The 24,059-nt window shown below is 38.8% G+C and carries 26 protein-coding genes; 5 read left to right on the forward strand and 21 right to left on the reverse strand.

Features of this window, described 5'->3' with window-relative positions; all coding sequences use genetic code 11:
- Both CLV62_RS16485 and CLV62_RS16490 read left to right on the forward strand, forming a co-directional pair.
- Window positions 1-899, forward strand: an 899-nt coding sequence (locus CLV62_RS16485) for a PcfJ domain-containing protein (protein WP_110311878.1), incomplete at its 5' end; no start/stop codon positions are given.
- Window positions 900-920: 21 nt separating this feature from the next.
- Window positions 921-1,097, forward strand: a complete 177-nt coding sequence (locus tag CLV62_RS16490) for a DUF3873 family protein (protein WP_110311879.1) — start codon at window positions 921-923, stop codon at window positions 1,095-1,097.
- 715 nt (window positions 1,098-1,812) lie between these two features.
- On the opposite strand, the gene CLV62_RS16495 is transcribed toward CLV62_RS16490, so the two are convergent.
- From CLV62_RS16495 to traK, 8 genes are all read right to left on the reverse strand, one after another.
- Window positions 1,813-2,973 carry a hypothetical protein gene (locus tag CLV62_RS16495; RefSeq protein ID WP_110311880.1) on the reverse strand — a complete coding sequence of 387 codons (1,161 nt, stop codon included), beginning with the start codon at window positions 2,971-2,973 and terminating at the stop codon, window positions 1,813-1,815.
- Between the two features lie 8 nt (window positions 2,974-2,981).
- Window positions 2,982-3,320, reverse strand: coding sequence for a hypothetical protein (locus tag CLV62_RS16500; protein ID WP_110311881.1), 339 nt, complete (start codon window positions 3,318-3,320; stop codon window positions 2,982-2,984).
- Between the two features lie 497 nt (window positions 3,321-3,817).
- Window positions 3,818-4,249: a DUF3872 domain-containing protein gene (locus tag CLV62_RS16510; RefSeq protein ID WP_110311883.1), complete on the reverse strand. Its 432-nt coding sequence runs from the start codon at window positions 4,247-4,249 to the stop codon at window positions 3,818-3,820.
- 15 nt (window positions 4,250-4,264) lie between these two features.
- Window positions 4,265-4,840 carry a conjugal transfer protein TraO gene (locus CLV62_RS16515; protein WP_110311884.1) on the reverse strand — a complete coding sequence of 192 codons (576 nt, stop codon included), beginning with the start codon at window positions 4,838-4,840 and terminating at the stop codon, window positions 4,265-4,267.
- A 1-nt stretch (window position 4,841) separates the two neighbouring features.
- Window positions 4,842-5,810 (reverse strand): conjugative transposon protein TraN, encoded by a 969-nt coding sequence (gene traN / locus CLV62_RS16520; RefSeq protein ID WP_110311885.1) that lies wholly within the window; start codon window positions 5,808-5,810, stop codon window positions 4,842-4,844.
- Between the two features lie 77 nt (window positions 5,811-5,887).
- Window positions 5,888-7,219, reverse strand: coding sequence for a conjugative transposon protein TraM (gene traM / locus CLV62_RS16525; RefSeq protein ID WP_110311886.1), 1,332 nt, complete (start codon window positions 7,217-7,219; stop codon window positions 5,888-5,890).
- Window positions 7,197-7,529, reverse strand: a complete 333-nt coding sequence (locus CLV62_RS16530) for a TraL conjugative transposon family protein (protein ID WP_110311887.1) — start codon at window positions 7,527-7,529, stop codon at window positions 7,197-7,199. The genes traM and CLV62_RS16530 overlap by 23 nt, the downstream gene beginning before the upstream one ends.
- 81 nt (window positions 7,530-7,610) lie before the next feature.
- Window positions 7,611-8,234, reverse strand: a complete 624-nt coding sequence (gene traK / locus CLV62_RS16535) for a conjugative transposon protein TraK (protein ID WP_110311888.1) — start codon at window positions 8,232-8,234, stop codon at window positions 7,611-7,613.
- 36 nt (window positions 8,235-8,270) lie between these two features.
- On the opposite strand from traK, the gene CLV62_RS16540 reads away from it, so the two are divergent.
- Window positions 8,271-8,573, forward strand: coding sequence for a hypothetical protein (locus CLV62_RS16540; RefSeq protein WP_110311889.1), 303 nt, complete (start codon window positions 8,271-8,273; stop codon window positions 8,571-8,573).
- Here CLV62_RS16540 and traJ read toward each other — a convergent pair whose 3' ends face one another.
- From traJ to CLV62_RS16605, 13 genes are all read right to left on the reverse strand, one after another.
- Window positions 8,574-9,566: a conjugative transposon protein TraJ gene (gene traJ / locus CLV62_RS16545; RefSeq protein WP_110311890.1), complete on the reverse strand. Its 993-nt coding sequence runs from the start codon at window positions 9,564-9,566 to the stop codon at window positions 8,574-8,576. It lies immediately after the preceding gene.
- A 126-nt stretch (window positions 9,567-9,692) separates the two neighbouring features.
- A complete protein-coding gene (locus tag CLV62_RS16550; RefSeq protein ID WP_110311891.1) occupies window positions 9,693-10,322 on the reverse strand; it encodes a DUF4141 domain-containing protein in 630 nt (209 codons plus the stop codon).
- Window positions 10,323-10,420: 98 nt separating this feature from the next.
- Window positions 10,421-11,728 (reverse strand): fimbrillin family protein, encoded by a 1,308-nt coding sequence (locus tag CLV62_RS16555; RefSeq protein WP_170120085.1) that lies wholly within the window; start codon window positions 11,726-11,728, stop codon window positions 10,421-10,423.
- Between the two features lie 80 nt (window positions 11,729-11,808).
- On the reverse strand, window positions 11,809-12,774 hold the full coding sequence (locus tag CLV62_RS16560) for a fimbrillin family protein (RefSeq protein WP_110311893.1): 966 nt from the start codon (window positions 12,772-12,774) through the stop codon (window positions 11,809-11,811).
- A 91-nt stretch (window positions 12,775-12,865) separates the two neighbouring features.
- Window positions 12,866-13,747: a DUF5119 domain-containing protein gene (locus tag CLV62_RS16565; protein ID WP_110311894.1), complete on the reverse strand. Its 882-nt coding sequence runs from the start codon at window positions 13,745-13,747 to the stop codon at window positions 12,866-12,868.
- A gap of 19 nt (window positions 13,748-13,766) precedes the next feature.
- On the reverse strand, window positions 13,767-15,920 hold the full coding sequence (locus CLV62_RS16570) for an OmpA family protein (RefSeq protein WP_110311895.1): 2,154 nt from the start codon (window positions 15,918-15,920) through the stop codon (window positions 13,767-13,769).
- 12 nt (window positions 15,921-15,932) lie between these two features.
- A complete protein-coding gene (locus CLV62_RS16575) occupies window positions 15,933-16,475 on the reverse strand; it encodes a DUF3575 domain-containing protein (protein WP_317048088.1) in 543 nt (180 codons plus the stop codon).
- A gap of 60 nt (window positions 16,476-16,535) precedes the next feature.
- Entirely contained in the window at window positions 16,536-19,043 is a 2,508-nt protein-coding gene (locus tag CLV62_RS16580; RefSeq protein WP_110311896.1) for a TraG family conjugative transposon ATPase, read from the reverse strand.
- Window positions 19,040-19,372, reverse strand: coding sequence for a DUF4133 domain-containing protein (locus tag CLV62_RS16585; RefSeq protein ID WP_110311897.1), 333 nt, complete (start codon window positions 19,370-19,372; stop codon window positions 19,040-19,042). The genes CLV62_RS16580 and CLV62_RS16585 overlap by 4 nt, the downstream gene beginning before the upstream one ends.
- Before the next feature lie 42 nt (window positions 19,373-19,414).
- On the reverse strand, window positions 19,415-19,711 hold the full coding sequence (locus CLV62_RS16590; protein ID WP_110311898.1) for a DUF4134 domain-containing protein: 297 nt from the start codon (window positions 19,709-19,711) through the stop codon (window positions 19,415-19,417).
- Window positions 19,712-19,862: 151 nt separating this feature from the next.
- Window positions 19,863-20,522: a hypothetical protein gene (locus CLV62_RS16595; protein WP_110311937.1), complete on the reverse strand. Its 660-nt coding sequence runs from the start codon at window positions 20,520-20,522 to the stop codon at window positions 19,863-19,865.
- Window positions 20,523-20,526: 4 nt separating this feature from the next.
- Window positions 20,527-20,928 (reverse strand): DUF3408 domain-containing protein, encoded by a 402-nt coding sequence (locus CLV62_RS16600; RefSeq protein WP_110311899.1) that lies wholly within the window; start codon window positions 20,926-20,928, stop codon window positions 20,527-20,529.
- A complete protein-coding gene (locus CLV62_RS16605) occupies window positions 20,921-21,694 on the reverse strand; it encodes a ParA family protein (protein ID WP_110311900.1) in 774 nt (257 codons plus the stop codon). The genes CLV62_RS16600 and CLV62_RS16605 overlap by 8 nt, the downstream gene beginning before the upstream one ends.
- Window positions 21,695-22,331: 637 nt before the next feature.
- Here CLV62_RS16605 and mobA point away from each other — a divergent pair.
- The gene (gene mobA / locus CLV62_RS16610) at window positions 22,332-22,775 is read left to right on the forward strand and encodes a conjugal transfer protein MobA (RefSeq protein WP_110311901.1); all 444 of its coding nucleotides are present in this window, start codon (window positions 22,332-22,334) and stop codon (window positions 22,773-22,775) included.
- A complete protein-coding gene (gene mobB, locus CLV62_RS16615) occupies window positions 22,760-24,028 on the forward strand; it encodes a conjugal transfer protein MobB (protein WP_110311902.1) in 1,269 nt (422 codons plus the stop codon). Before mobA ends, mobB begins: the two co-directional genes overlap by 16 nt.
- Window positions 24,029-24,059 lie beyond the last annotated feature (31 nt).

Raw genomic sequence — 24,059 nt, forward strand, 5'->3', positions numbered from 1 at the left:
CCCCCAATGGCAAACACGCCACATTTGCACGGCTTCGCCAAACGATGGGAACGTGCTACTATGATTCATGGATATTTCATACTCCATTGGAATTACGGGACGAAAACCGCAATAATAAATTCTGTATAAATGTTTATGACAGAATTAATACAGGCGAAATTTACCCACGTCAGAAGCTAATCCCTGAACTCAAAAGAACAGGCTATAAAAATAGATTTTACAGACAAAAGCCCTTAGAGCTATTTCGTATCCTACTAACCGACAGCAGAGCCGAAACCTTGATAAAAGCAGGATATAAAAAGCTACTCCAACGAATCATGGACAGCGGTTGGACACTAAGTATTGACAACTATTTCCAATCCATCCGCATTTGCATCCGTAACGGATACAAAATTAAAGATGCGATTATGTGGTGCGATTATGTAGATATGCTTCGCTTTTTTGGAAAAGACCTGCATAATGCAAAATATGTATGCCCCACCGACTTAAAAGCCGAACACGACCGCTATGTGATCAAGAAAGCAAAAGCGAATGCACGTTTGGCAATCGAAAAGCAATTGGAGAAAGAAGCCGATTACAGACAAGCCAAGGAGAAGTTTTTCGGACTGATGTTTTCGGATGGACTTATCAGCGTCCGTGTACTTGAAAGCGTAGCTGAGATTGTAGCTGAGGGTAGAGCCATGAAGCACTGCGTGGCAAGCTATCACTCAAAAGCCGATTCACTTATTCTAACGGCTTGCATCGATGGGAAAAAGATTGAAACCATTGAACTCTCGTTATCTCAATTGCGAGTTATTCAAAGCAGAGGGAAATGTAATAAATGTACCGAATACCACAGTCAAATTATCAACCTTGTAGAGAGCAATATATCTCAGATTCAGGAACGATTAGCAGCATAAATCAATTAAATAGACCATAATATGAAAACAACAAAATCAATCAACAGCAACGGCTGTTCCGTTTGTGCAAAAGGTAAAGAGAATTACACAACCTTTATCGCAGGTGCATTTCGGGGAACACTATACTACCAATATGATTATCGCCACCCAGATGACAAATTGTTTACCTGCATTGGTAAATCACTCGAAGAATGCTGACAGAAGCGAGACGTATGGCTAACTGAAAATGCAGAAAAATAACAAGGTAACGGCGGAGAGAAATTTCCGCCGCTTCTTTTTTCGGTGAGCCTGATGCGGAAGAAAAAGAAGCAAAAAACCAGATTCTCTTTTCCTGTTTTAAAAAAGTATTTGAAACAACAAATAAAAAATGAAGAATAGAAATAGTTTTATTATTTCCTTTATTCCTTCTTTAATAAGGTCTATTATTGATGCTTTAATAAGATTCAATATAATACTAACCAAAGTCCTTCTTTAGATTTTTGCGATGCGTACAGCCTTTTTTACTACGATTTCGTTTCTTCTTAGACATAATTATTCAATAAAAAAATGAAATCGAAAGCCCTGCCTCGCCCTGCGAAAGTCAGAAAAGAATTTTAATTGTCAAAGGACAAAAAACAACACTTATTTTTATGTAAATAAAAATTCATAACTACTTATTATTTAATGCTTTGCTGAAAAATATTTAAATGTATAATAGTTTGATTTTTAGTAACTTATTGATAATTAGCAAAAAGATTCTTCAAAAAAGGACAAGAACACGACCTTTGTCGTCTTTTTTCATGTGAAGTTGTCCTTTTTTCGGACAATGTTTCCAAAAAAGAAAAACACATTGTCCTAAATTTAGGCAATGTGTTCATAGCTAAATTGAGTTATAGTTCAACACTCCATTTAGTTATATTTTAGATAATTCTATTTATCTCATATTTTTACTACGGCTTATTTGTGGATTTGTAAAATATCCCAATTCTTGTTGTACTATTTCAATTCTACGTTTTGCTTCTTCATTAAGTTCTGGAAGATAAAAATAAGCTAAATCAAACATATCATTTCCATTCTCATCTATTCCAAAAGTCAAACCGATTATTTTAGTAACGTTTGGATTATCTTTTTTAGCTATAAAACATCTTAGTTGCAATTCGCTTTCCTTTGATTCCCAATTTTTTTTATCAGCACGGAGTAGTACATATGTATGATTTGTATGAGGCTGTTCTTTTAACATCCTTGCTCTAATATTCCTTTTTAGCATATCTTCTAGAACTATGCCTAATTCTATCCTATTCATCCTTGATTCTAAGTTTATAGCTCTAGTTGCAATTTCAAGTTCAGAATGTTTTTCAGAGTTGGCTTTTCCTTCGATATGCAATTTATAAAGGGTTGTTATTATTTCATCCCAAATATAGCTTGGTTTTATATCTTTTTTCCATTTAATATATTCGTCAGACTTGGTATATTCATTCCACAAACCTTCGTCTATTATTATTGTATCGGGAGTATAATCAAATTCAAGAGAAGTTTTTATATATAGGGCTAAGAAATCAACTTCCTTAGGAACTTTTACAATTTTACCCTTGGTGAATTGTTCTTTAGCTTTTAAATAGTTTATAAAATCTGGAAATGTATCCAATTCATTTATGACTGTGAAAGTTGAATCTTCGTCAAAAACATGGACATATCCATTACCAAAATCTCCAGTATTTAATGGAAAATCCTTTTTACTTCCGAAAGCTACAGCTACCCGAAAAATTACTCGATCCTTTTTTTCGGGTAGCTTTATTTTAGTTATTCTATTATTGAGAGTAATCTCTTCTACACTTTCTATAAATCTTTCAGCTCCGTATATTTGACTTAATGATCCATCTATTGCTTTGCTATGCCAACGATTATATTGAACCGATGGGTCTGGATGATCTGAAACTTTAATATCCTTTATGGAAATAATTACAATATCATTTTCACAAATTAATAATACGTCACATAATTCTTTATTATTTTTTCCTAATGGACTTAGATAGCTCCAAAATGGGAGAAAAGATTTTTCACACAATTCAGATACATATTTTTCAGATGGTGTCATATTGTATTTTATTCTTTTGATGAATCTGAAAGAACTTTTCTTATAAAGTCAGAGAAGAAAACTCTATTATAATGATATCTTCCAAATGATATTATATGATTAATGAGTTTTTGTTTTAATGTTTCTGTTATAGTAAAAGATAAAGGTACAAATATTTCATCTTTATAAAGTAACTTATCATATCTGTGTTTCTTGCCAAAATTACTATAATTATCCTCAATCAAAATTCGGCAATAAGAACTTAGGCTTCTCCTATTTTTCTGGGAATATTTCACTAAGTCCTCTCTCAAATTTTTAGGGACTCTAATAGATATCGGTTTTAATTTTTCTAAAGTATTTTTAATCATAGTATTATCATTAAATTGTATTAATTATTATACAAAGATACTGTTTTGTCCTTTAATTTTTATCATTCTGAACTTACATTTGAGCTGTGGCAGTAGCGTATTGAAAATTTTAATTTTTAAATACGTGAAGCCATGACTAAAAAGAATAAAAAAAGAGAAAAAAAATTATTGAAAAAAGCAAATAGATTTTATAATACTATTCTATTATTACAAATTTGCTATTCATTCATTGAATTTATTATTGTCTTAAAGAATGAAACAGCCATATCAAATATTATTCTAAAAATGATGTCAATAATTATCATATTGGTTATTTCAATTTTAGAGAAACAAAAAAGCAAATAGAAACCTCAACAGGCTATCCCGATAAGGAATAGCCTGTCTTAAATAATTTCATTCAACTTTTTTGTCCCACAACTCGACATCATTTTTTGCAGTCAGATACGAGTAAATAATACTACCCCAAGTGGAAATATACGAAATAACAAACAGTGTCATCATGGCTCACCCTCCGTTGAATTATCCGGATTAAACGAGAACTGAAGCGTGTAGTTATTGCCTGCCTTATCGAAGAAATATACATCCAAACTTTGGGCATCACTACTCAGAGATGTATAATACAATCGAAACGTCTCCTCAGTCAGATCATAATAATCATTGGGCAGGAGAACCACTTCATTATCCATTTTCAGCTCACCAACCCCATCGAATTGGAAAAACCGAAAACTGTACCTCGCCTGATCAAACCTGCCCGAACGCTCCAACTGACAGCGAATCTCAATTGTTTCCCCTTTCTTTACCTTTTTGGGAACAGGCAAGTGAGTAACCTTGAATTTATAATCTTGGCGAATATCAATATCGCTAGAACAGGCACATGCGATACAGGCAATCAGTATCGCGTAGATTAAATAAGATGCAAATTTCTTCATGTTTGTTTTATGCTTTTAATTTATAAATATTCTGACTCCAACGTTTATTTGCGTATGGAATTTACTAATCGAAGAACCGAACAAGACCCGTTCCCTGACGTTTGCCAGCAATACAAGCCTATCCGTGATATACGTCTCCACCTCAAAAGACACTGCACCACCATAGATCGCATTATCTTTACTTTCAATTGTTGCTCCATCGAATAAAAGCTGTTTCCCCCAATTGATAGTCTCGTAGCCAGCAACCGCCGAAGCACCTACCGAAAAGGCTACTGTTTTTGAGGGATCGGATAAGACCTGTTTGTAATATCCCCCTTCCCCTGTTATCTGCGAAACAGGGATCAATATATCCCGATACAAATGCTGTTTTTGCAGATACTCTGCTCCGAATACCCACCGATTACCTCCTTTAGTGTAAGTAGAATGAGCAATACCCAAACAAAAAGCCTGCTTGTCTCCTTTTTTCAGATTGAAGCCATCCACTGCTCCGACAGTTACCTGTATGCCTCTCTGTCCCGGTAAGCATCGTTGAGCCTGAGCCTGCCCGACAAGGACAAGGCACAGTGTTATACTCAGATAGATTTGTTTCATCTTACTTGATCTTTAGCTCGTTAATTACTCTAGCACGAATCAAATCTTCATTTTCAATCACAAAAGACTGATTTCGTCCACCGTTCTTTTCAAAAAGTTCGATCAGCAGTTGCTTGTCATCGGGAATGGTAATCTTATCAATTGTAAAGACGGTTTGTTCAGCCTTATTGCCACCAACCTGAGAAACGAAATTATAAGCTCTCAGCGGATAGATAACCGTCTCCTGTATGGCAGTCTGTTTGCTCATTTTCTTATCCACTATTTTAATTCGCACAAAATCTATATCGAAAGGCACATTCGATGCGTTCTTTATCTGTGTATGCAGATACAGTAAGCCGTTATGCGTATAAATACCTTTGAGTAAGTATTGAACACCAAAACGCTTACTCCCGATATGCTTTACCAATCGCTTATCGTTCTGATAAATGGAACGGTTAATCAGGTAAACCAGGCGGGGCGATTCACTTCCCAATTCTTTGAGATAAATCTCCATCGAATTATTCGGTTTATTAATGGCTATACCATCGTGCATAAAATCCTTCATCTCCACATTTAGTTTCTCGGGTTCATCCGCATACTTGATATTGAAAGTATAATAGCTACCTTCTTCGGTAATAACCGCCATATTGGTCTCCGTCTCAAAGTTTCGAATAGCAGCCTTTATCCGGATTACATTCTCCGAAGTTCCGGCTTTGCCTGCTACAATAGTATTCGAACCCAGATCGACATACCTGATGGCAGAAGGAAAAATAACATGCACTGTTTTCTCAAAAGTTACCTCCAAGCCATAAGGCGGAATCATTCGGTCGAAGGTTATTTTCTTGGATAACCCTTCATAATAATCTCCCGATGACGGTTTAAGAACTTGCTGCAATTCTTCTTGAAGAAGTTCATTTGTAGAATCTTCTGTTTGTGCATCTATCGAAACAGTTCCGATAATCAATGCGAATAGAATTAGATATTTTTTCATTTGAATTGAAATTTTAGTTGAATTAAAGACTTGTTGTTCATTGATTTATTTAATTGGCACATTTGCTAATCTGCTAATTAATTTGCTTTCGGCATCAGCATTATCTTATACCCCGCCTTTAGCGTAACTTTAATCTGTTTGATCTTCTTCTGCATATAAGCCGAAGCTCCCTGAATAACACCTTTGGTCAGGTCGGATGCAATCTGCTGGCTCGCACTCTGCGTCATCGTAAAACTTGTACCTGCACTACTGCCCATATTGGCAGCAATCTCTTTGACAGCATTCATTTCCAGAGACCCCGGAATGTAAATACCCTTTTGCCCGTCCGAATCAAAAACCGTCATTTCCACAGGAATAATTGTCCCCTGATGCTCCATATTGGAAATCAGAATATCCAGCCGTTCGCCTTGGATCTGCGCCATGCCCGTAATAATCGTATTCTCAGGAATAATAGTACTGCCTGCCATCAAAGGTTCAGTCAAACGAAGCCGGACACTTTGCCCGTCAACAACCGTTTGGTCATTATCGACAATGGCGGAGATGGTATTCTTTTCAGAGACTCCCATTCTGGCATCCATGGTATTAAATCCGACATTGCGTGCCTGGTCGTATTGTACAAATAATTCTTCATTGCTGATATTCTGAGCCAATGCCGATACCGTTTGCTGTTGAAGCTGACGCACAGGGCTAATCTTTGTTTTACCATTATTCGAATTATTGGAAGTTCCTTTGACAATCTTCTTACTCAGGCTTTCATTACCTGTACTCATAGGTTGGTCTTGAAACGGCTCTCCCTGATTCTGTCTCTGCGGCATATACTTAGCTGCCAGTTGATAGGATTTCTCCATCAATGCGAGTTGTTCGTCCATAGCCGATTGCTTATCGTTTTTTTCATTTTGCTTCGCTTCCAATTCATCCAGTCTCTTTTTCAATTCAGCTTTCTCAGGATCATCTTTCGGTTTTTCATAGAAATTACCGAGTGTCTTGTTGATGTCCTGATAGGCAGCTACCGAATTGTTGATAGGAGCTTTTTGATTTTTCTGCTCTTTCCCCGATGTTGCGGTATTTCTTTCAGGTTCATCGGCTAATGAAATGCTGACAGCTTTATTATTGGCTTCCGCTCCCAAGATGTCGGCATATCCCTCTAACGACTGCATCCTGTCTTTTTGTTTCTGCTGCATCTGCTCCTGCTCATAGGCATCTTTCTTGTCTCCGATGATACCGTTTGCTTTCGGATCGGGTATATCCGAGTTGAAGCCCATACCCACCTGTTCTTTGGCTTTATCGGATGCTGACGGTTTAAAGATCAGCCAAAGGGAGCCTACACAGATAATTGCCATTAAGACAAAAACAGTGTACTTTTTCAGTTTCTGTTTTATGAGTGTATTATCTTTCGTTTGTTCGTCCATAATCGTAATTGTTTTGTTGATTAATACTATCAGAAGCATTATTGATATCCGGTATTGTCAAATCCGAATCAATCAAGTCTTTCCGTTTTAAATCTAAATTTCGGATATGTTCTATTTTCAATTGCTCCTGTCTCTCTGATTCCCTGCCCCAGTTATAAATGGAACTGATGGTAAAATACAGATTGCCGAGGGTGAAAATCAGAAGCATAATCAGAATAACAGTCAACCGTTTATCGGGAGTAATTTCTCCGCACAGGTCTTTGAGCCTGTCTTCAAACCAATAACCCAGTTCTTTGATTCTCTCTTTCATAATTCTTTCGTTATGAGTAATAAATTTGATTTTATTTCTCGAGGTTTACTCTTTTCTCCCCTTTGGGGAGATCAAGAGGGGCTATCGGTTAAGAACCCGTATATCCTTATTCTCCTTAATTTCAAAACCTTCAATCGTAAATCCATGCGGATTGTTATCGGATCTGACGGAGTTCAAGAGTTTGGAGTGTGTAATAAGACTGCGTTCAGTGATATTACTTTCCCGGATGATCATTTGTCTGGAGTAGGTTGCCACATCGTATGGGTACACATCGAAATTGCAGATAACGCTATCTACCAGAATAGTTTGATTGATGTTTCCCGAAATTATACGATTGTAGTAACCTTTCTCCGATAAATCCTTATAGTAGTTGAAAGCACTGCGATCCGACAGCAACAATGCTCGCTCTATATTGCTTTCAATGGCTAATTTATCGGGAGAGAGCGTAAAGAACAGTTCATGAAACCGCTTGATATGTTCCCGGGCTTCCACAGGTCTGTTTTGCGACAGGTCTTGAGATAAAGCCAGCATAAGCGACTTTCCACCATCCAGTACATAGATCTTTTGCCGTTGAGCCTCCGCAAAATCATAGGCACTCCACATGGAGTACCCTGTTATGGCAGCACACAAGCATAGAAAGACAATCCCGAACAGACGGATTTGCTTAAAGCTCGATTCGATATTTTTTAATGATTTAAATTCCATAGATTTATTATTACATTTGTATTACTATCGTTAATTATGAAAGAATTTATCAGACTTGGTTTTTGGTTCTCTATCACAAGCATTTCTGTCAATATGTTTGCCATTATACTTGCATTCATTTTTGCAGATACATTACAATTCTTGATGTACTTTTTCACTTATTCATGTTTTCTGACTCCCATACTAAGCTTTATGCTAATCTTCTTTAGTCTCTTTGCTGCTTTTCTCAATAAAGAAGTCAGAAAGCCACTATTGATAAATTGCCTGATCTTACTGCTTGGTAGTTCTATCCCAATAATTCTGATGTTTCATATTATGTTCTCCGGTGGTTGGAGCTAGTTATTTCCCCAACAATCGTCCGCCGATATTCCCTGCGGCAGCACCCGCAGCCCCTCCTGCGACAGCACCTGCTTTAGTAGCTGTATTATTGATGTTCTTACCCATATTGCCCATGCCTCCTGCTTGAATAATCCAGCCTGCAACAGTCGGAATCGTGAAATAGCCGATGATGCCGATAATGAGAAACACAATATAAATTGCATCTGAACTGTCCAGCGAGAAATTCGGATCGGCCTGCATCCGCTCTATGTCCGCCTGCAACATCAGCGACTGTAAGCGTGCGATAATCGTACTGAACAAGTCCGATACAGGCAACCACAGATAGACCGAAATATATCTGGTTATCCATTGAGTAAGTGTTGACTGAAACCCATCCCATACCGATATGGCAAACGCCAATGGTCCGAGAATGGAAAGAACAATCAGAAAGAAAGTTCGTATCACATCGATAACCAAAGCCGCCGCCTTGAAAATCAGTTCCAGTATATCCCTGAATGCTTCCTGAATTGCTTTCTTGGCATTGTATAATCCCCGTTCGATATACATTCCCGCTATCTGCCCCGCATCGGTAATTCCCAGTTCATCAAGTTGTGCCTCAAAGACAGCATTGTCTACCAGATAAGCTGTTTCGGGATTACGCCGCAGGGCTTCATACTCCAGCCTGTCTTTCTGCTCGGCATATCTTTGCATATCGAAGGTTTCGGATTCCAACATTCCATGTGTACCCTGCACTACAGGACTCATAATGCTGTTAATCGTTCCCAGAACAACAGTCGGAAAGAACATGATACACAAACCAATGGCAAAAGGACGTAGAAGAGGGAACACATCGATAGGTTCGGCACGGGCTAAGGACTGCCAAACCCGAAAAGCCACATAAAATAAGGCTCCCAGACCTGCAATCCCTTTGGATACACCGATCATGTTACCACATAGTGGCATCATCTGTTCGTAGAGTGTCCGTAATGTTTCGTGAAATTGATCGAAATTCATATTCTTTTTTTAATTTGAAAATGAGTTAATTTGAAAATTAGCAAATGATAGCTTCGCTTTACACCATTGTTGGTAAATTGGCACATTTTCATATTTGCTAATTTTTACATTTGCTAATTGAAAGTTTTACCAGTAACGCTCACTCGGATTCCCATACAAAGCCGTAACCCGTGCCGTTTCGCCTTTCTTCTTAGCTCTGAGATAAGATATACCGATGTTCTTATTGGTATAATACTGTACCAGGTTGCGGTAGTTGAGCATGGATTCGTAGGACTTATCCACAATATCCAGCCGTTCCTTATCCGAAAGAGACAGCGTGCTGATATTGACCACTCCTCTGAGTTCGTTCAGCACATCGTTGCTTTGTTCCAACAATCGGGCATATCCCGAAGCGATGGCATTGAGTTCCTCGATCGAGTAGTTGGGGTCGGACATCATCTTTTGAAAACTGATGACATAGATATCCGAGATTTCGCCTACCATCAGGATCGTGCGTTGCACTTTACGGGCATCTTTTACTAAATTATTGACAGCTTTGAGTGCATCGTAGTACTCTTTGCCTTGATTATAAACCTTTTGAACCTCCTTGAAATTATTGACCATATTTGTTGCGGTCGTTGTCGTCTGTACCACCTGACGAGTCGTATTAACTATACCCTGAGCTAAATTACTCGGGTCAAAAACAGCCCATTGAGCCTTGATTTGCGTTGCGATAAGCGTAAGGCTTATACACAACATGAAAATTCTTGTTTTCATATTGCTAAAGTTTTAGATAAATAATTCTGATTACTTGTGTTCTCTATGCCCGGAGAACTTTTTAGAAAATAGTACTGTGTTTTTAATTGTCAAGTAATTTACTTAGACGGATGTAAATACATAAATCGAGCTTCGAGCTGCATATCCGATGTGATCGGTAGTTCAAAAACAGGATTAGGAAATGCTATTTGATTGCCGTCTTTATAGAACCAACCGATGAATTTCCACCAGGTATTCGGCTCAGCTATAAATATGCATCTTTCTCCATGTTTATAGCGATCACCTTTGAGAGTATAAGCCACGCCACCCTGAGTCGCAAAAACTACAACCTTATAATATTGTTCATTTGAAAAGCGTGCTTCCAGTTTTCGGTCATTATCAACATTGAAGTTATAGTATTCATGATCGCAGACAGATATATTTTTTTCAAACCAGCCTTCAAACTTAAATCCGGGAAATGGAGTAGCGACTAATTGCACATTTTGACCATAATTATATATCCCGCCTTCGCTAACATATCCATTACCTGTTGCAAAAGTTTCAATTTTATATTGCAAGGAAAAATCGAAGATGTTTTTTTCTCCCGCAACAAGATTGACTTCCTTTAAAGCCTTATACTTTCGTATGCCATTATCCATTTCAATTTCAAATAGAAGATCATCCTTTTTAATGGTTTGACTTGGAACTAATGCCCTAAATTTAATAGTCTTACTCCCCCAGCCACCCCATAAGTGCATGCTGATATCTTTTCTTTCAAAATCAAGGACGCTTATAGTATCTCCGCTCATTAAATTAAAAAGGCTTATCATTTTTGGGTTAAGCATCTTGACACTTCTTACCTCATTTTCAATATCAACGCTGACATTAAACTCAATAAGTGCCATTTTATGTTCAAATACTAGGTATACCGTTTCGTTACTTTTACCGGTCACGTTTTTTGCAATAAGAAAGTCACTTAGCATATACTCATTTAAGTTATCCTGATACGCTGAAACTTTATGATGTAAAGAATGAGGATTTTCTAAATCTTTATTAAAAGGGTAGTATGCGTAAAATTCCAATGCTTTACCCGCAGGAAAAAAGATTTTGTCTTCTTCACTAGCTGCTTCTAATGTTGACCCGTTGAAGATGAATTCCTTATTGTGAGCATAATTACCTGATTCAGTAAGCCCTGGGCTTTGACCTTCCGAAGTTTCTACTACATAAATACCGATTCGGTCACCCACATCAAAATAGGTGTCGGTTGATTTTAATTTTGAAGAGCCGGGAGCAGCCAGGCTAAACCTTACTTCACACGCAGTAAGAGGTTTTGTGTCGGTATCTTCCAATTGTTCGTTTTGACAAGAGCAACAAAACAAGCAGATTATACACATTACAATTAATTGTATGTTCATTAATTTTGTCATAATATTCATTTTTCAAAATCAAGAAGAAAAATCAAGTAAAGAGCATAAAAGAATATGCTCTTTACTTTTTTAATTTTACTTTAGTCTGCCAAGCCGACATTTCCGACGACACCACCCGTCCAATCAGTTATTTTAACGTCTCCGATAGTGAGAGCTGATCCTGTTATTGTTACCGTATAGGTATTTTTTGTTCCTGAACTCCATTTTGTATTAGCTGGAACTTTCCACGAGTAAATACGATCATCGATAGTAAATTTGAATACCACATCGCCCTCAGCACCTGTTGTAGCAACAGGTAAAACAAATAGTTTCAGGTAATCCGCTTCATCACTCAAAAGCTTCTCTGAAATGGTCAGAAGCGGATAGATATCTGAATAGGTCTGAATAGTTGCCGCATAATTTTTACCCGCTGTATTTTTGATAATACCTGTTGAAATGTCCAAAGTACCTTCACTGTAAATGACTGTTTTTGAAACAGAGTTTGCGATTTCAATCTTAGTTAACCTGCCTTCCCACGGATAATTGGATTTACAGATATTAAATTGCACCATAGCCATTGCATGCTTCATGGTCAGGTTTACCGTCGGATTGTTTTTATTAATTACAGCCTGTCCGATTGTATGTGTGCCATACATATAATCCTGTTGCGTTCCATGATCTACCGATATCGCCTTACCGTCAGTGTTAAGGCTGCTGTACGGGTAATACGCATAAACCGTGGCGTTTTCATTCGTAAGCCTAACCACAGGGGTTTGATTCCATACTCCGTTTAAGAAAACTGAACGTACATTGGCATTGGCAGCAAAAGAATCGTACATATTATCCAAAGTACCCGATGTCACGAATAAACCGAGATTCGAACTGTTTGAAAATTCAGAGACAGGTGTGGCACGAGTTCCTGCAACATTTATCGCCGCAATATCGGTACGGATTTTTAACTCCGTTCCATCCGTTTTAACCTGAGAATCGGGCAGTTCATCGTTGTTGCAACTGCTGAAAGTAAATACACAGGCAGCCAGTACCGCCATAAAAAATAATTTTTTCATAACTTTAAAATTTAAATTGTTTAAAATTGGATTAGTTTATAATTCAGACTTTTATATCATGCATTATATAAAGTCACGAGTTATCAGTTGATTATAGTTCGATAATTCCCTGATCGATGGTATACCAGTCGGTAATCGAGATTTTCATTCCCATTGCTGTTAATCTGATCTCCAGTGTCAGGTACATGGATGCCGCAGTAAAATCGCTAAACAGCCCTGTTAAATCCAAGATGTCATTGAATATCCTCCCATCCGATAATTGCAGGGAGAGGTACATTTCCTTTTGGATTTCACTTTGCCCTTCCTGTGAAGGATTTAAACCGAATACACGCAGGTTGGATAAGAAATTCCCGTTGGATAACTTGATAGAGGAAAAAGGCAGAATTGCCGTAGAGCGTATCGCTTCCATTTCAGCAAAGCTGTATCCCGTTGCCACACCGCTTAATTCTCCCGAAATATTTTCTACCTCTGCAAATCCTTCATTGATGACAATGAAATTCACAAAAAGCTGACGTATACAGGATTTAGGGATTAATTCACAAACAGTCGAAGTGTATGGCTGAACCTGAATATCCGTTTTAGCGGCATACAACAAAGGAGCTTGCACCGTATAGAGTTTTCCGTCTTTCTCACTGATAGGAGGTTGTGCTATTGCTGTTTCAATATTATCCAATCCTATAAAATCGATTCCTTTAATAGGATTATAGGCAAGAACCTGATAATGTCCTGTTACAATTTCGGTTAAGAGCGTATCTCCACGTAACATAAAGGATCGGACAGGCAAAGCGGGAGTATAAAACCTCGTATCCATCCATTCGGGTACTTTGTCTCCTTCCGACAAATTCGACCAGTCGAACCTGACTTCAACATTTCCGGTATAAGTGCAATCCTCCGAGAAGTCGATCATACTGCAACTATGAATCAGAAGCAATCCACAAAGGATTATACAGGTTATTTTCATTCTCTTTTTCATTGATTTTCAGTTTTAAAAATTATTCGACATCTTCATCCTCTTGGTGTAAGCCGTAAGCTTTAATCAGCTTGTTGATCTCAGGATCTAAAGCACCCCGCCAGCGTTTAGTAGCATCCAGTTCACAGGCATGGAGGAAACGCTTTACCGCTTCGTCCTCCTTACCCAATCGGGAAGCCAGTATTGCCAACAAATATTCGCAGTCGGCACTTTCTTTTTCATTCAGAAAAATAGTGTACGCTCCCTGATCGTAACCCAATGACATCAAACAAATCCCTGTATTCCAGTCATTGTAATCTGAGAGTATTTGTAGAGCCAGAGAGTATTTACGTTTCTCCATCAACTGGATGGCATCCGCATACATCAGATCGGGTTCAGTGGTATGAATCGTATCTTTTATCATTCCCTTTCGGTGTATATGAAATGTAAAATCTACGGCTCGTAATTTCGGGTACAATTCATTTCGGATTTGATTGTAATCTTCGGGATAACGATTCCTGATTTCAATCTCCTTTTTGTCTGGATCAGTGTTATCCCCGATAATATCCAGTATCGCTTGCTGATTCAGGATATCGGTAGAATCCCGAATCAGGTGGCTCAGCGATTCCCAATCTTCGCCTTTAGGTCGTGCAAATAACATTTTGTCGATACCCTCAATGTCAGAGAGCGAAGTCAATAGGAATTTCTTAATGGATTCCGCTCGTGATTTCGAGAGTAAAAGATTGGAACGATACGAACCTTCGGGCGAACTACTTGCTACCAATGAGATACTGTCCATCACAAATTCACCTGTCTCGGTCAAAGCTTCTACCATTTCCTGCACTTTGTCGATCTCAATCCGATTATTATCGAGGTTTAAATCCAGATCCGATTTCCCGACTTTAAATGTGATATAGGCTTTCAGGGAAGAACTGGCTTTACGTTCGATGATTTTTCGCATATAGCGGGGCGACATATCTAGGAATTGAATCATAGACGAAACCGAATAAATCAAGGTATCCGAAGTGGGTAACAAATAACTCTCTCCCCGTATCGTCTGAGCCGTACCGTCCATATACAACCGCATCCGCTTGGTATCTTCATCCGTTGCGATCTCCTGATGGTAGTAGTACTCAAATTTGCCTTTATTGAATATGACCGTATCCAGCCGTGCGTTCAGGTTCTTCGGAAATTTGACCAGCTTGGCAAACATCAGCTCTTTTTCTGCGATCAGCTTGTCGTTGCGTTCGATTTGCTTGTTGCGGTAAAACTTCGTTAGAAGCACAGTAGAATCAGCAGAGGTAAGGAATCGGTAACTATTTACGAACTCATACCTGTACTTCTCTTTTCTGTATTTGCTGATAATTGTCGAATCGGTAACCTCTCTGAGTAAGTGAAACTGAGGAATGAGGTTTACCAATTGCTCATAGCGTTTATTGTAAAATCGGCTGACATAAGTAGTATCCCGATGAAAAACCTCGTAGCGTTCTTTGATATCTTCAAAACCCAATTGTTTGGCAAGCCACGCCCTGCTGTTATACATCTTACGGTTGAAGATTTCGTAACGGGTGTTCAATCGGTCGATGTACCGTTTATACTTCACATAGTCCATCGAGTCTTTGTTTACACGCCTGAGTTCCGACTTCTCATAATCGGATAGGTATTTATAATACTTTCTCATGTTCACAAAGCGGTCATTAAAAAGGCTGTCGGGTACAATACCTGATAAGTACTTGGCATACTTAGTATATCCTTTCATCCGTTCTTTGTCAAACTCCACACCTGTAATAACTAAGTCGTCAAAAGGGATATGCTCGTCTTTCTTAATCAACAGAGGTGTTAGGTTTAACTGCCAGTACTTATCAATTAATACTTCAGGTACGGAGACTATAAAGTCGATGTCCACTTTTCCGAATCGTTCGGGTACGGATTTGAGCTTTGCCGTAACGGTCACTTCATTGAGTTGAACCGATAGTTGCTGTTTACCTTTCTTGTCCCTTTCGGTTTGCACATAAGTGGTTACATTACCCAAATGGTCTTTCATTTCGATAACTGTTTGCTTTGCTGCTTTTTGTTGCTTTGGAGTTTCAGGTTGCACAGGCAAACTGATATTTGCCCGTGTGTCACCATCGACACGTTTCACCCCGCAAGAATAAAGCAGAACTGCACATAGGATATAGAATAGTATCTTTTTCATAGGGCAGCAGTTTTAAAATAAATAGACCAGTGAAAGGGCAATCTTATTAGGAATAGCATACCAGCGGTTTTCATCCCCGACTTTTTTACCGCACTCTTCACACCTGTATTTGGTGTAATCCGCCCAGACAAGTCCGATACCGCCCTCCAGTTCCAAGTTCCATCGGGGAGAAAGCAGATACGCATAACCTGCACTGATACCTGCTCCAAAGGCTAAGCCTTCATACCGATAGTCTTTCCAAGTGAAATGATACTTGGAACCGATGGTATTGACTCCGACAAAACCGCTGACATAGGATTCAAGCAGCCAATACCTGACTCCCGGCATGACCGTGAAATTCTGTATTTTCCTATTGCCGGAAAACACAAAGGGATTGTAATAGACAGGCAGATGAACGGAGACTTTTCGGTTCAGCGTCATGCTTAATTCCATGTTCAGGGTGGTAGTCGCCAGTGCAGGGATATTGGTGTTTACCGAGTAGAATTGTGCCTGTGATACCCTTGAACAAAGGCAAAAGGCGGTCATTAGAGCATATGTTAATATGATCTTTTTCATACGTTTTATTTGTTATTTAATAAATTCTGAGTGATTCTATAGTCCTCCCTTGGGGAGGATTTAGGAGGGCTTCCTTTTCTTCTCAGCTAGTTGCTTTATCGCCATTTCAATATTCCCATCCAGCTTCTTAGCCAGCTGCATCACTTCCAGTTTCTCAGTCTCTTCGGTGGTGTAACATAGATATTCTTCCATCGAAACTTCTGTGGCATACACAGCCGATTGCATACCACCTAAGCCGATCCACACTTCTTTGTATAGCCGACTCGGGTTATTCGACATATTAATAGACAGAATTTGTGCCTTCTCCTTATCTGTCAGTCCTAACAAAGCCTGTATCGAATCGAACTTATTCATATACTTTCGCTGGTCGAGTAGTATCTTACAATCCGAGTTATTGATAATAGCCTCTTTGACAATGGAGGATGAAATAATATCGTCTACCTCTTGCGTTACCACAATAGCTTCACCGAAGTATTTCCGAACGGTTTTGTACATATATTGAAGATACTCAGCCATATTGGGCGAAGAAAGAGCCTTCCATGCCTCTTCCACAATCAATTGTTTTCGGATACCTTTGAGACGGCGTAACTTATTGATAAATGCCTCCATAATGATAATCGTTACCACAGGGAAAAGTTCTTTATTTTCCTTTATCTGATCTATCTCAAAGACAATAAACCGCTTGGATAACAAATCTATATTCTGATCGGAGTTCAATAAAAAATCATACCGTCCACCTTGATAGTACTGTTTGAGCGTGGTCAGAAAATTGTCGATATTAAAATCGTTTTTTTCGACTCTGATTTTTCTATTTTCCAACTCATCTTTATAATCGTCACGCATAAACTCGTAAAAGGTATTGAAGCATGGTCTGATAGTGTTGTCCGCTTTTAGTCTCTGAATATATTCATTAACGGCACTTCCCAATTCTCCCGATTCTGTTTTCGTAATCTTATCATCATCACTTTTCCATAGCGTCAACAGTAAGGTTTTGAGACTGTCCTTTTTCTCGACATCAAACTGATTGTCATCTGTATAGAACGGATTAAAAGAAATCGGTTTTTCTTCAGTATACGTAAAATAGATACCGTCTAATCCTTTCGTTTTGTTATGGATCATTTCACACAAGCCCTGATACGAGTTTCCCGTATCGACAAGAACCACATGCGTTCCCTGTTCCCAATACTGGCGGACAAGGTGGTTCATAAAAAAGGATTTCCCGCTACCCGAAGGTCCTAACACGAACTTATTCCGGTTGGTAATAATCCCTTTCTTCATGGGTAAATCCGATATATCCACATGAAGCGGTTTTCCCGTTACCCGATCCACCATCTTGATACCGAAAGGCGATGGCGAAGATTTGTAGTTGGTTTCTCCGATAAAGAAACACAAAGCCTGTTCGATAAAGGTGTAATAACTTTCCTCACTGGGAAAATCGCCTGCATTACCCGGAATGCCTGCCCAAAACAAGGTTGGCGTATCCACTGTGTTGTGCCTCGGCTTGCATTCCATTAATGCCAATTGACTACCCACATCGTTTTTAATCCGTTTGAGTTCCTCTTTATCCTCTGCCCATGCCATCACATTGCAATGGCTACGGATAGAGGTTAATCCGAAACTATGAGCTTCGTTCAGGTATTCTTCTATCCAGGCTTTGTTGATCTGGTTCGATCGGCTGTAACGGGAAAGTGAGTGCATGTTACGTGCCTGTTTTTCAAACTTCTTTAAGTTTTCCGAATGGTCATCAATAAAAAGATACTGATTAACCATGTGGTTACAGGATAAAAGCACACCTATGGGAGCGGCAAAGGACAAGCGACAATCGCTCCGGTCAGTCGACAAACGTTCGTAACGGGTATCTGTGGCTACTTTTCCCGGTAAGTCTTCAGTATCCGAAAGTGTATGCAAACACAGATATTTGTCCCCGATCTTCATTTCGCCTGCACCGAGGGTAATATCTTGCAGGCAAGTGGTATCTTGTTGCGAAAGGGAGAAATACTTTTCAACGATACCCGCTTCTTTTTCAGTACCCACTATTTCATCGGTGGTGATACGGGTGAGTTTGATAAATCCGCTGTCATTGATAATGCGTTCGAACTGATCCGCTGATTCGAGAAACTTCAAAGCCGCTTCCTTATCCTGCATTTCCTTGGGTACCATAAATCCACGAGTCAGAGCATTGAAATTGCTTTGCTGTCTGGCTCTGTCTTTGGTCGTTTTAGTTATGAACAGGTAAGAAGTATGGTTCAAAAACGGACGCTCATTGAAATGACGTTCAAACGAACGTGATAAAAAGCTCATATCCTCTTTATCTAACTCCGGTTTGTAGTTTTCTTCGATAAACCAGTCCTGGCGATGCACTATAGAGTAGTTAGGCAATACTTTGATAGCTTTGAGCCACGAGGCGTGCATGGCTTCATACTCTCCCGATGTAACGGTAAACAACTCGGGCAAGTCCACACGATAAGCAACCGACAGGTCTGCGTCTTTACTCAGGATGCAATCGTGTTCGACCGTCAATAGCGGAAACTTACTCTCCAGTGTTGCTGCTTTGGCTGTATTTCTCATGGGTTGACTTCCTTTCTTTTTGTTTGGAATAACCGTTCGATGCGTAGCCGGCTGATAATGTATTTAGGGTGATTGGCTAGGGACTGTACTTTCATCAATCCGTATTCTCCGTATTTGTCGTTCAGGTAAAATGTTCCCCAAACGAGTGTGCCGGCGGTAACGATGCCGAAAACGATACAGACCGCCTGACTGATGCCGATCATATACATAATCACAAATACGATAAAGACGGATAACAAGCCTCCGGCGAAGATGAACAGGTACTGAGATTTTAGTCCGTAGAATTCTGCGGGTTTGCCGATTCCTTTGTTGATTGAATATGCTGCCATTTTTTTCGTTATTAAAAGTAAAATAAAAGGGTCTGTGACCCCTTACAGGAAGAATGATCTGAGGATAGTAGCCGCTACAATCAGAAAGATACAGGCTCCAAACCAGCTGGCGGCTGTTTTTGAGGTGTCGGGGTCGCCGGAACTGAACTTCGAGTACACTTTTACGCCGCCGATCAGCCCTACGACTGCTCCGATAGCATAAATCAATTTCGTGGCAGGATCGAAATAACCGGTTACCATGTTGGTGGCATCGGTAATCCCTTGAATACCGTTACCTTGGGCGAAGAGTGATGTACCGGTTGCTAGTATAGCAAATAGAAATAATAATTTTTTACTCATAAAATTAATTTGAAGAACTATGGGGATTGGATCGTCCCCGTAGTTGGGTTAAACTTGTTAAATTGGAAATTAGTGGACGGTCTCAGACCGTTTTGTTTTTACTACTTCTGCATAGGCGACCTCCTTTCTTTATTTTCCATTGTGCATATCATTAGAAATAATCACTCGCATTAAAATTCTTATACTCTTCCGAATCATTTAGATGAGAAGCGAGACCTGACCCAACATACACCGCATTTTCCTCTGCGTGTTGTTGAAGACGAAGTCCGATCAATGATGTTATTCTGACAGATAGTTCGCCTTGAGCCGAAACCATCTTATCTACCAATTCTGTATTACGGTTCTCATGCAAAACCTTTCCTGCCTTTTGCTCCTCTTCTTTAGATGCGGTCTTGCTGTTTATAACCTCAACAGTATTCATCATTACATCGTAGTCCATCCCTCCGGCGGTATAAATGTCCTCTCCTCCTGTATAAGCAGCAATATCCTCTTCCTCATCAATTACTGTTTCTGTCGGGTCGGCATCTATGACCAAATCTTTTGGTTCAGGCTCGCTTTCATCCTTTGACGGATCAAATGTATGTTCTTTTTCTTTCGCTTTATCAGATTCTAAGTAACTGTCATTCAATGTCATCATTTGTCTGAGATCGGGCATACTTAGACCTACTCGCCCAACTCGTTTTCCCGTATTTTTAGATTTCACTTCGTCTGATTTGGGTAAAACCGTTTTCTTTCGGATGGATATTTTGTATTCCGATAGTTTAATCAGGAGAATAACCACAACACATAGTATAATCACACATTCTACCATAGCCTTATTCAATTAGATCTGTTCTATCTTGCTTATATAAAGCATTTATCTCATCCTTATATTTCTCCAAATGATGTTTCAGTACGTTATCTATATACCCACCAACAGACACATCATTGCTCGCAATCTGTTTTACAATGAGCATAACGGTTTGATGCACCGATTGGCTGATATAGACACTTTGTCGTTGTCGTATCTCATTGCGGCATAAGAAAGCAGCTTCGTAGTCTCCCGTATTGTTGTTGCGCTTATGGCGTTTGTTGCTAACAAAATCTTTTGTTTTTATCGGTTCATCACTCTCTGATTTTTCTTCTTTCACGAGTGGAGCTTTTCCTTCTTTACGATCTCCTATGGAAGCCAGTAAGAAATCCTCATCGATTTCGTGTTCGATTTCTTTTTTAGCCATTGCCGCCTCCCTTTACAATTTTAAGAAACTCGTCCGCCACTTCATCCAAATTACTGCCCTTGATTAAACGTTTGTCCGCAGGCAATAAGGTGGAACGAAAAATAGGTTTGTGCTCCGTTGTTATCTCATGGCGAAAACGTTTGGTGTCGGGTAAATAAGATTTCATAATTTGCAAACCCAATTCAGCTATCACTTGCTCATAGACATCATACAAATGATTATTTTCCCGTGCATCAACCAAATTCCAAAGTAGATGTAAACCTTTGATATTCCCTTTCCCTGTTGTGATGATCTGCTCATTGATAAGTCCTGCATATTCCAGGGAGCTTTCCAAAACCATTCGGTCTGCTGTAATGGGTGTGAAAATATAATCCATCTGAGCAAGAGTACTCAATACGCCTTTGGCATTCATTGTTCCGGGCAAGTCGAAGAAGATAAAATCCAAAGGGATTTCTGATTCTCGGATAATCTTCTTTGCTGTTTCAATGGCTTCGGGTGCTCGGCTTACTTCAATGGGATAAGCTCTTTTGTTCAGGCTTTTGCTTTGCTTGTAGAATAGTGACTTGTAATAGGAGTCTTCTGTAACAGCTTGCTTGTCACGCAATCGCATGCCGTTGATACTATACTGCGGATAATCACAATCAATAACAGCTACATTGTAGCCTTGTGAGTAGTGCAGATAACTGGATAGTAATACGGTTAAAGCTGTTTTACCAATTCCTCCCTTTTGGGTAGAGACGGCAATGAATAATGTTTTTTCTTTCATACAATACTGTTTTAAATAAGTAATTCGACCACTTGTTAATTCTATCAATCACGAGTTAGCTATAGCATTCTTTCATGTATTCCATCAGACATTCATGTATGATATAACTCAATCATTCTCTAATGTTCTAATGAATTAGTGAAGTCATGAGACCATGAATTCATGGGTTAGTTCATTCATTCGGTCATTCAATAAATCAGTATCTATTGTTTATTCTCATTCTTGATTTAAAACATTCACTAATGAAAAAATGAGTGAATGGCTTAGCTCACTAACTCAATGATTAATTCACACAAAACAACATAGAAAACAGAGAGTATTTAGCAGTTTTAAATTAACTGTCATCTAATGACATCTGCTGTCACTATTTGTCCGATAAGTGAATGATAAACATCTGATTAATGGACTCTACCTTTGTAGTGTGATTATAATCTCTCAATTTTTGGAGGGCTAATTCCGTTCCGAAATCAGCTTTTGAGGCAATCCATCAAAGGATGGATTTTGGTATTCGTCAGAATACAGCAAGGTATGTTTTGAGCCGCCCGAAATACTTTCCAGCTGCTCAAAACCCTTGCCCCTTGCGGGGAGAAAATTATTCCGAAGTCATAATTTTTATTCACTAATCTTTTATGTAGTTATGAGTCCAAGCAATGAATTTAAAAGGCGAAAAGGTGGCAGGAATCCAAAGGATAAGCCAGCCGTGTTTCGCTACTCCATCAGAATGAATGTAGATGAGAATGATAAGTTTTTGTCTTTATTTGAGCAGTCGGGAGAAAGTATAAAAGCTCATTTTATAACCTCCTGCATTTTCAATAAGCCCGTTAAAGTTATCAAGATTGACAAGGGGGTGCAGGATTATTATATGCGGATGACGACTTTCTTTGGTCAATATCGGGCGATTGGGACGAACTATAATCAGGTGGTAAAAGCATTGAAATCGAATTTCGCAGAGAAAAAAGCTCTGGCTTTTCTCTACAAATTGGAAAAAGCAACCCTCGAATTAGTTTTATTACAAAAAGAAATGATACAGTTAACGGATGAGTTTGAACGGAAATACGGACACTTATGGTTGCAAAAATAAATAAGGGAAGTTCCTTACATGGAGCATTATCTTACAACCAAGAGAAGGTAAAAGAGGGACAAGCAAAGGTGCTTTTCAGTAATCGAATTATGCTTAATCGTGATGGTTCACTTAATATGTATCTAGCCAATCAGTCTTTTGAACCATACCTCAATGCGAATAAAAATACCGAAAAGCCAGTGCTACATATATCTATAAATCCTCATCCTAATGACGAGGTATCGGATGATGTGTATAGTGACATTGCACAAACCTATATGCAAAAGATGGGATATGGCGACCAACCATACATTGTATATAAGCATGAAGATTTGGACAGACAACACATTCACATCGTAACAGTAAATATTGATGAAACAGGTAAGAAGATTAATGATTCCAACGATTATTACCAGTCTAAAAAAATCACTCGTGAATTGGAGCAAACTTATAATCTGCATACTGCTGAGAAGAAAACTCAATCGGAAGAACTACACAAACTTAAACGAGTGGATTACCAATCGGGAGATATAAAAAAGCAAATAGGCAATACGGCAAAAGCCCTTATCAAAGGTTATCGTTTTCAATCGGTCAATGAATATCGAGCCTTGTTCTCGCTCTATGGTGTTACGGTAGAAGAGATAAAAGGAGAAGCAAAGGGTAAAGCCTATAATGGTTTGGTGTATTCGGCTATAAATGACAATGGAGAAAAAATAGGCAATCCAATCAAAGCATCGGTTATTGGTAAAAGCGTTGGTTACGATGCACTACAAAGGCGATTGGAATATTCCACAAAATATATGAAAGAAAATAAAGTATTCGATTCGCCAAAACTGATTGTCCGTTCAGCGTTTGATAACTACACAGATAAACAAAATTTTCTAAGTGATTTAGCCAAGAATGGAATGAGTGTTATATTTCGGGGGAATGCCGAAGGTCGCATCTATGGGGCAATTTTTATTGACCATCAAAACAGAACGGTTTTCAATGGCTCGAAGATGGGTAAGGAGTTTTCGGCTAATATATTTAACGACCTCTTCAAAAATGATAGTCAAGAGCAGCAGCAAGCTACTACAAGACATTCGGATACTTCTGATAAAGAAACTTTTACTGATATACAAAAAGACAGCTTTGTTGAGAGTGCTGAGCATGAAAATAATAATAACTCAACTCTTATACCTTCTTTATTGGAACAGCACGGAACAGACTATGAAGCAGAAGCTTTTGCCAGACAAAAAGAAGCGGAATATAAGAGACGAAAAAGAAGTTGGTAGGTTTTATTCAATATTCTTAAATCACAAATAC

The organism is Indolivaga alginatilytica, assembly GCF_003201355.1.
GTDB classification, from domain to species: Bacteria; Bacteroidota; Bacteroidia; order Bacteroidales; family Dysgonomonadaceae; genus Dysgonomonas_A; species Dysgonomonas_A alginatilytica.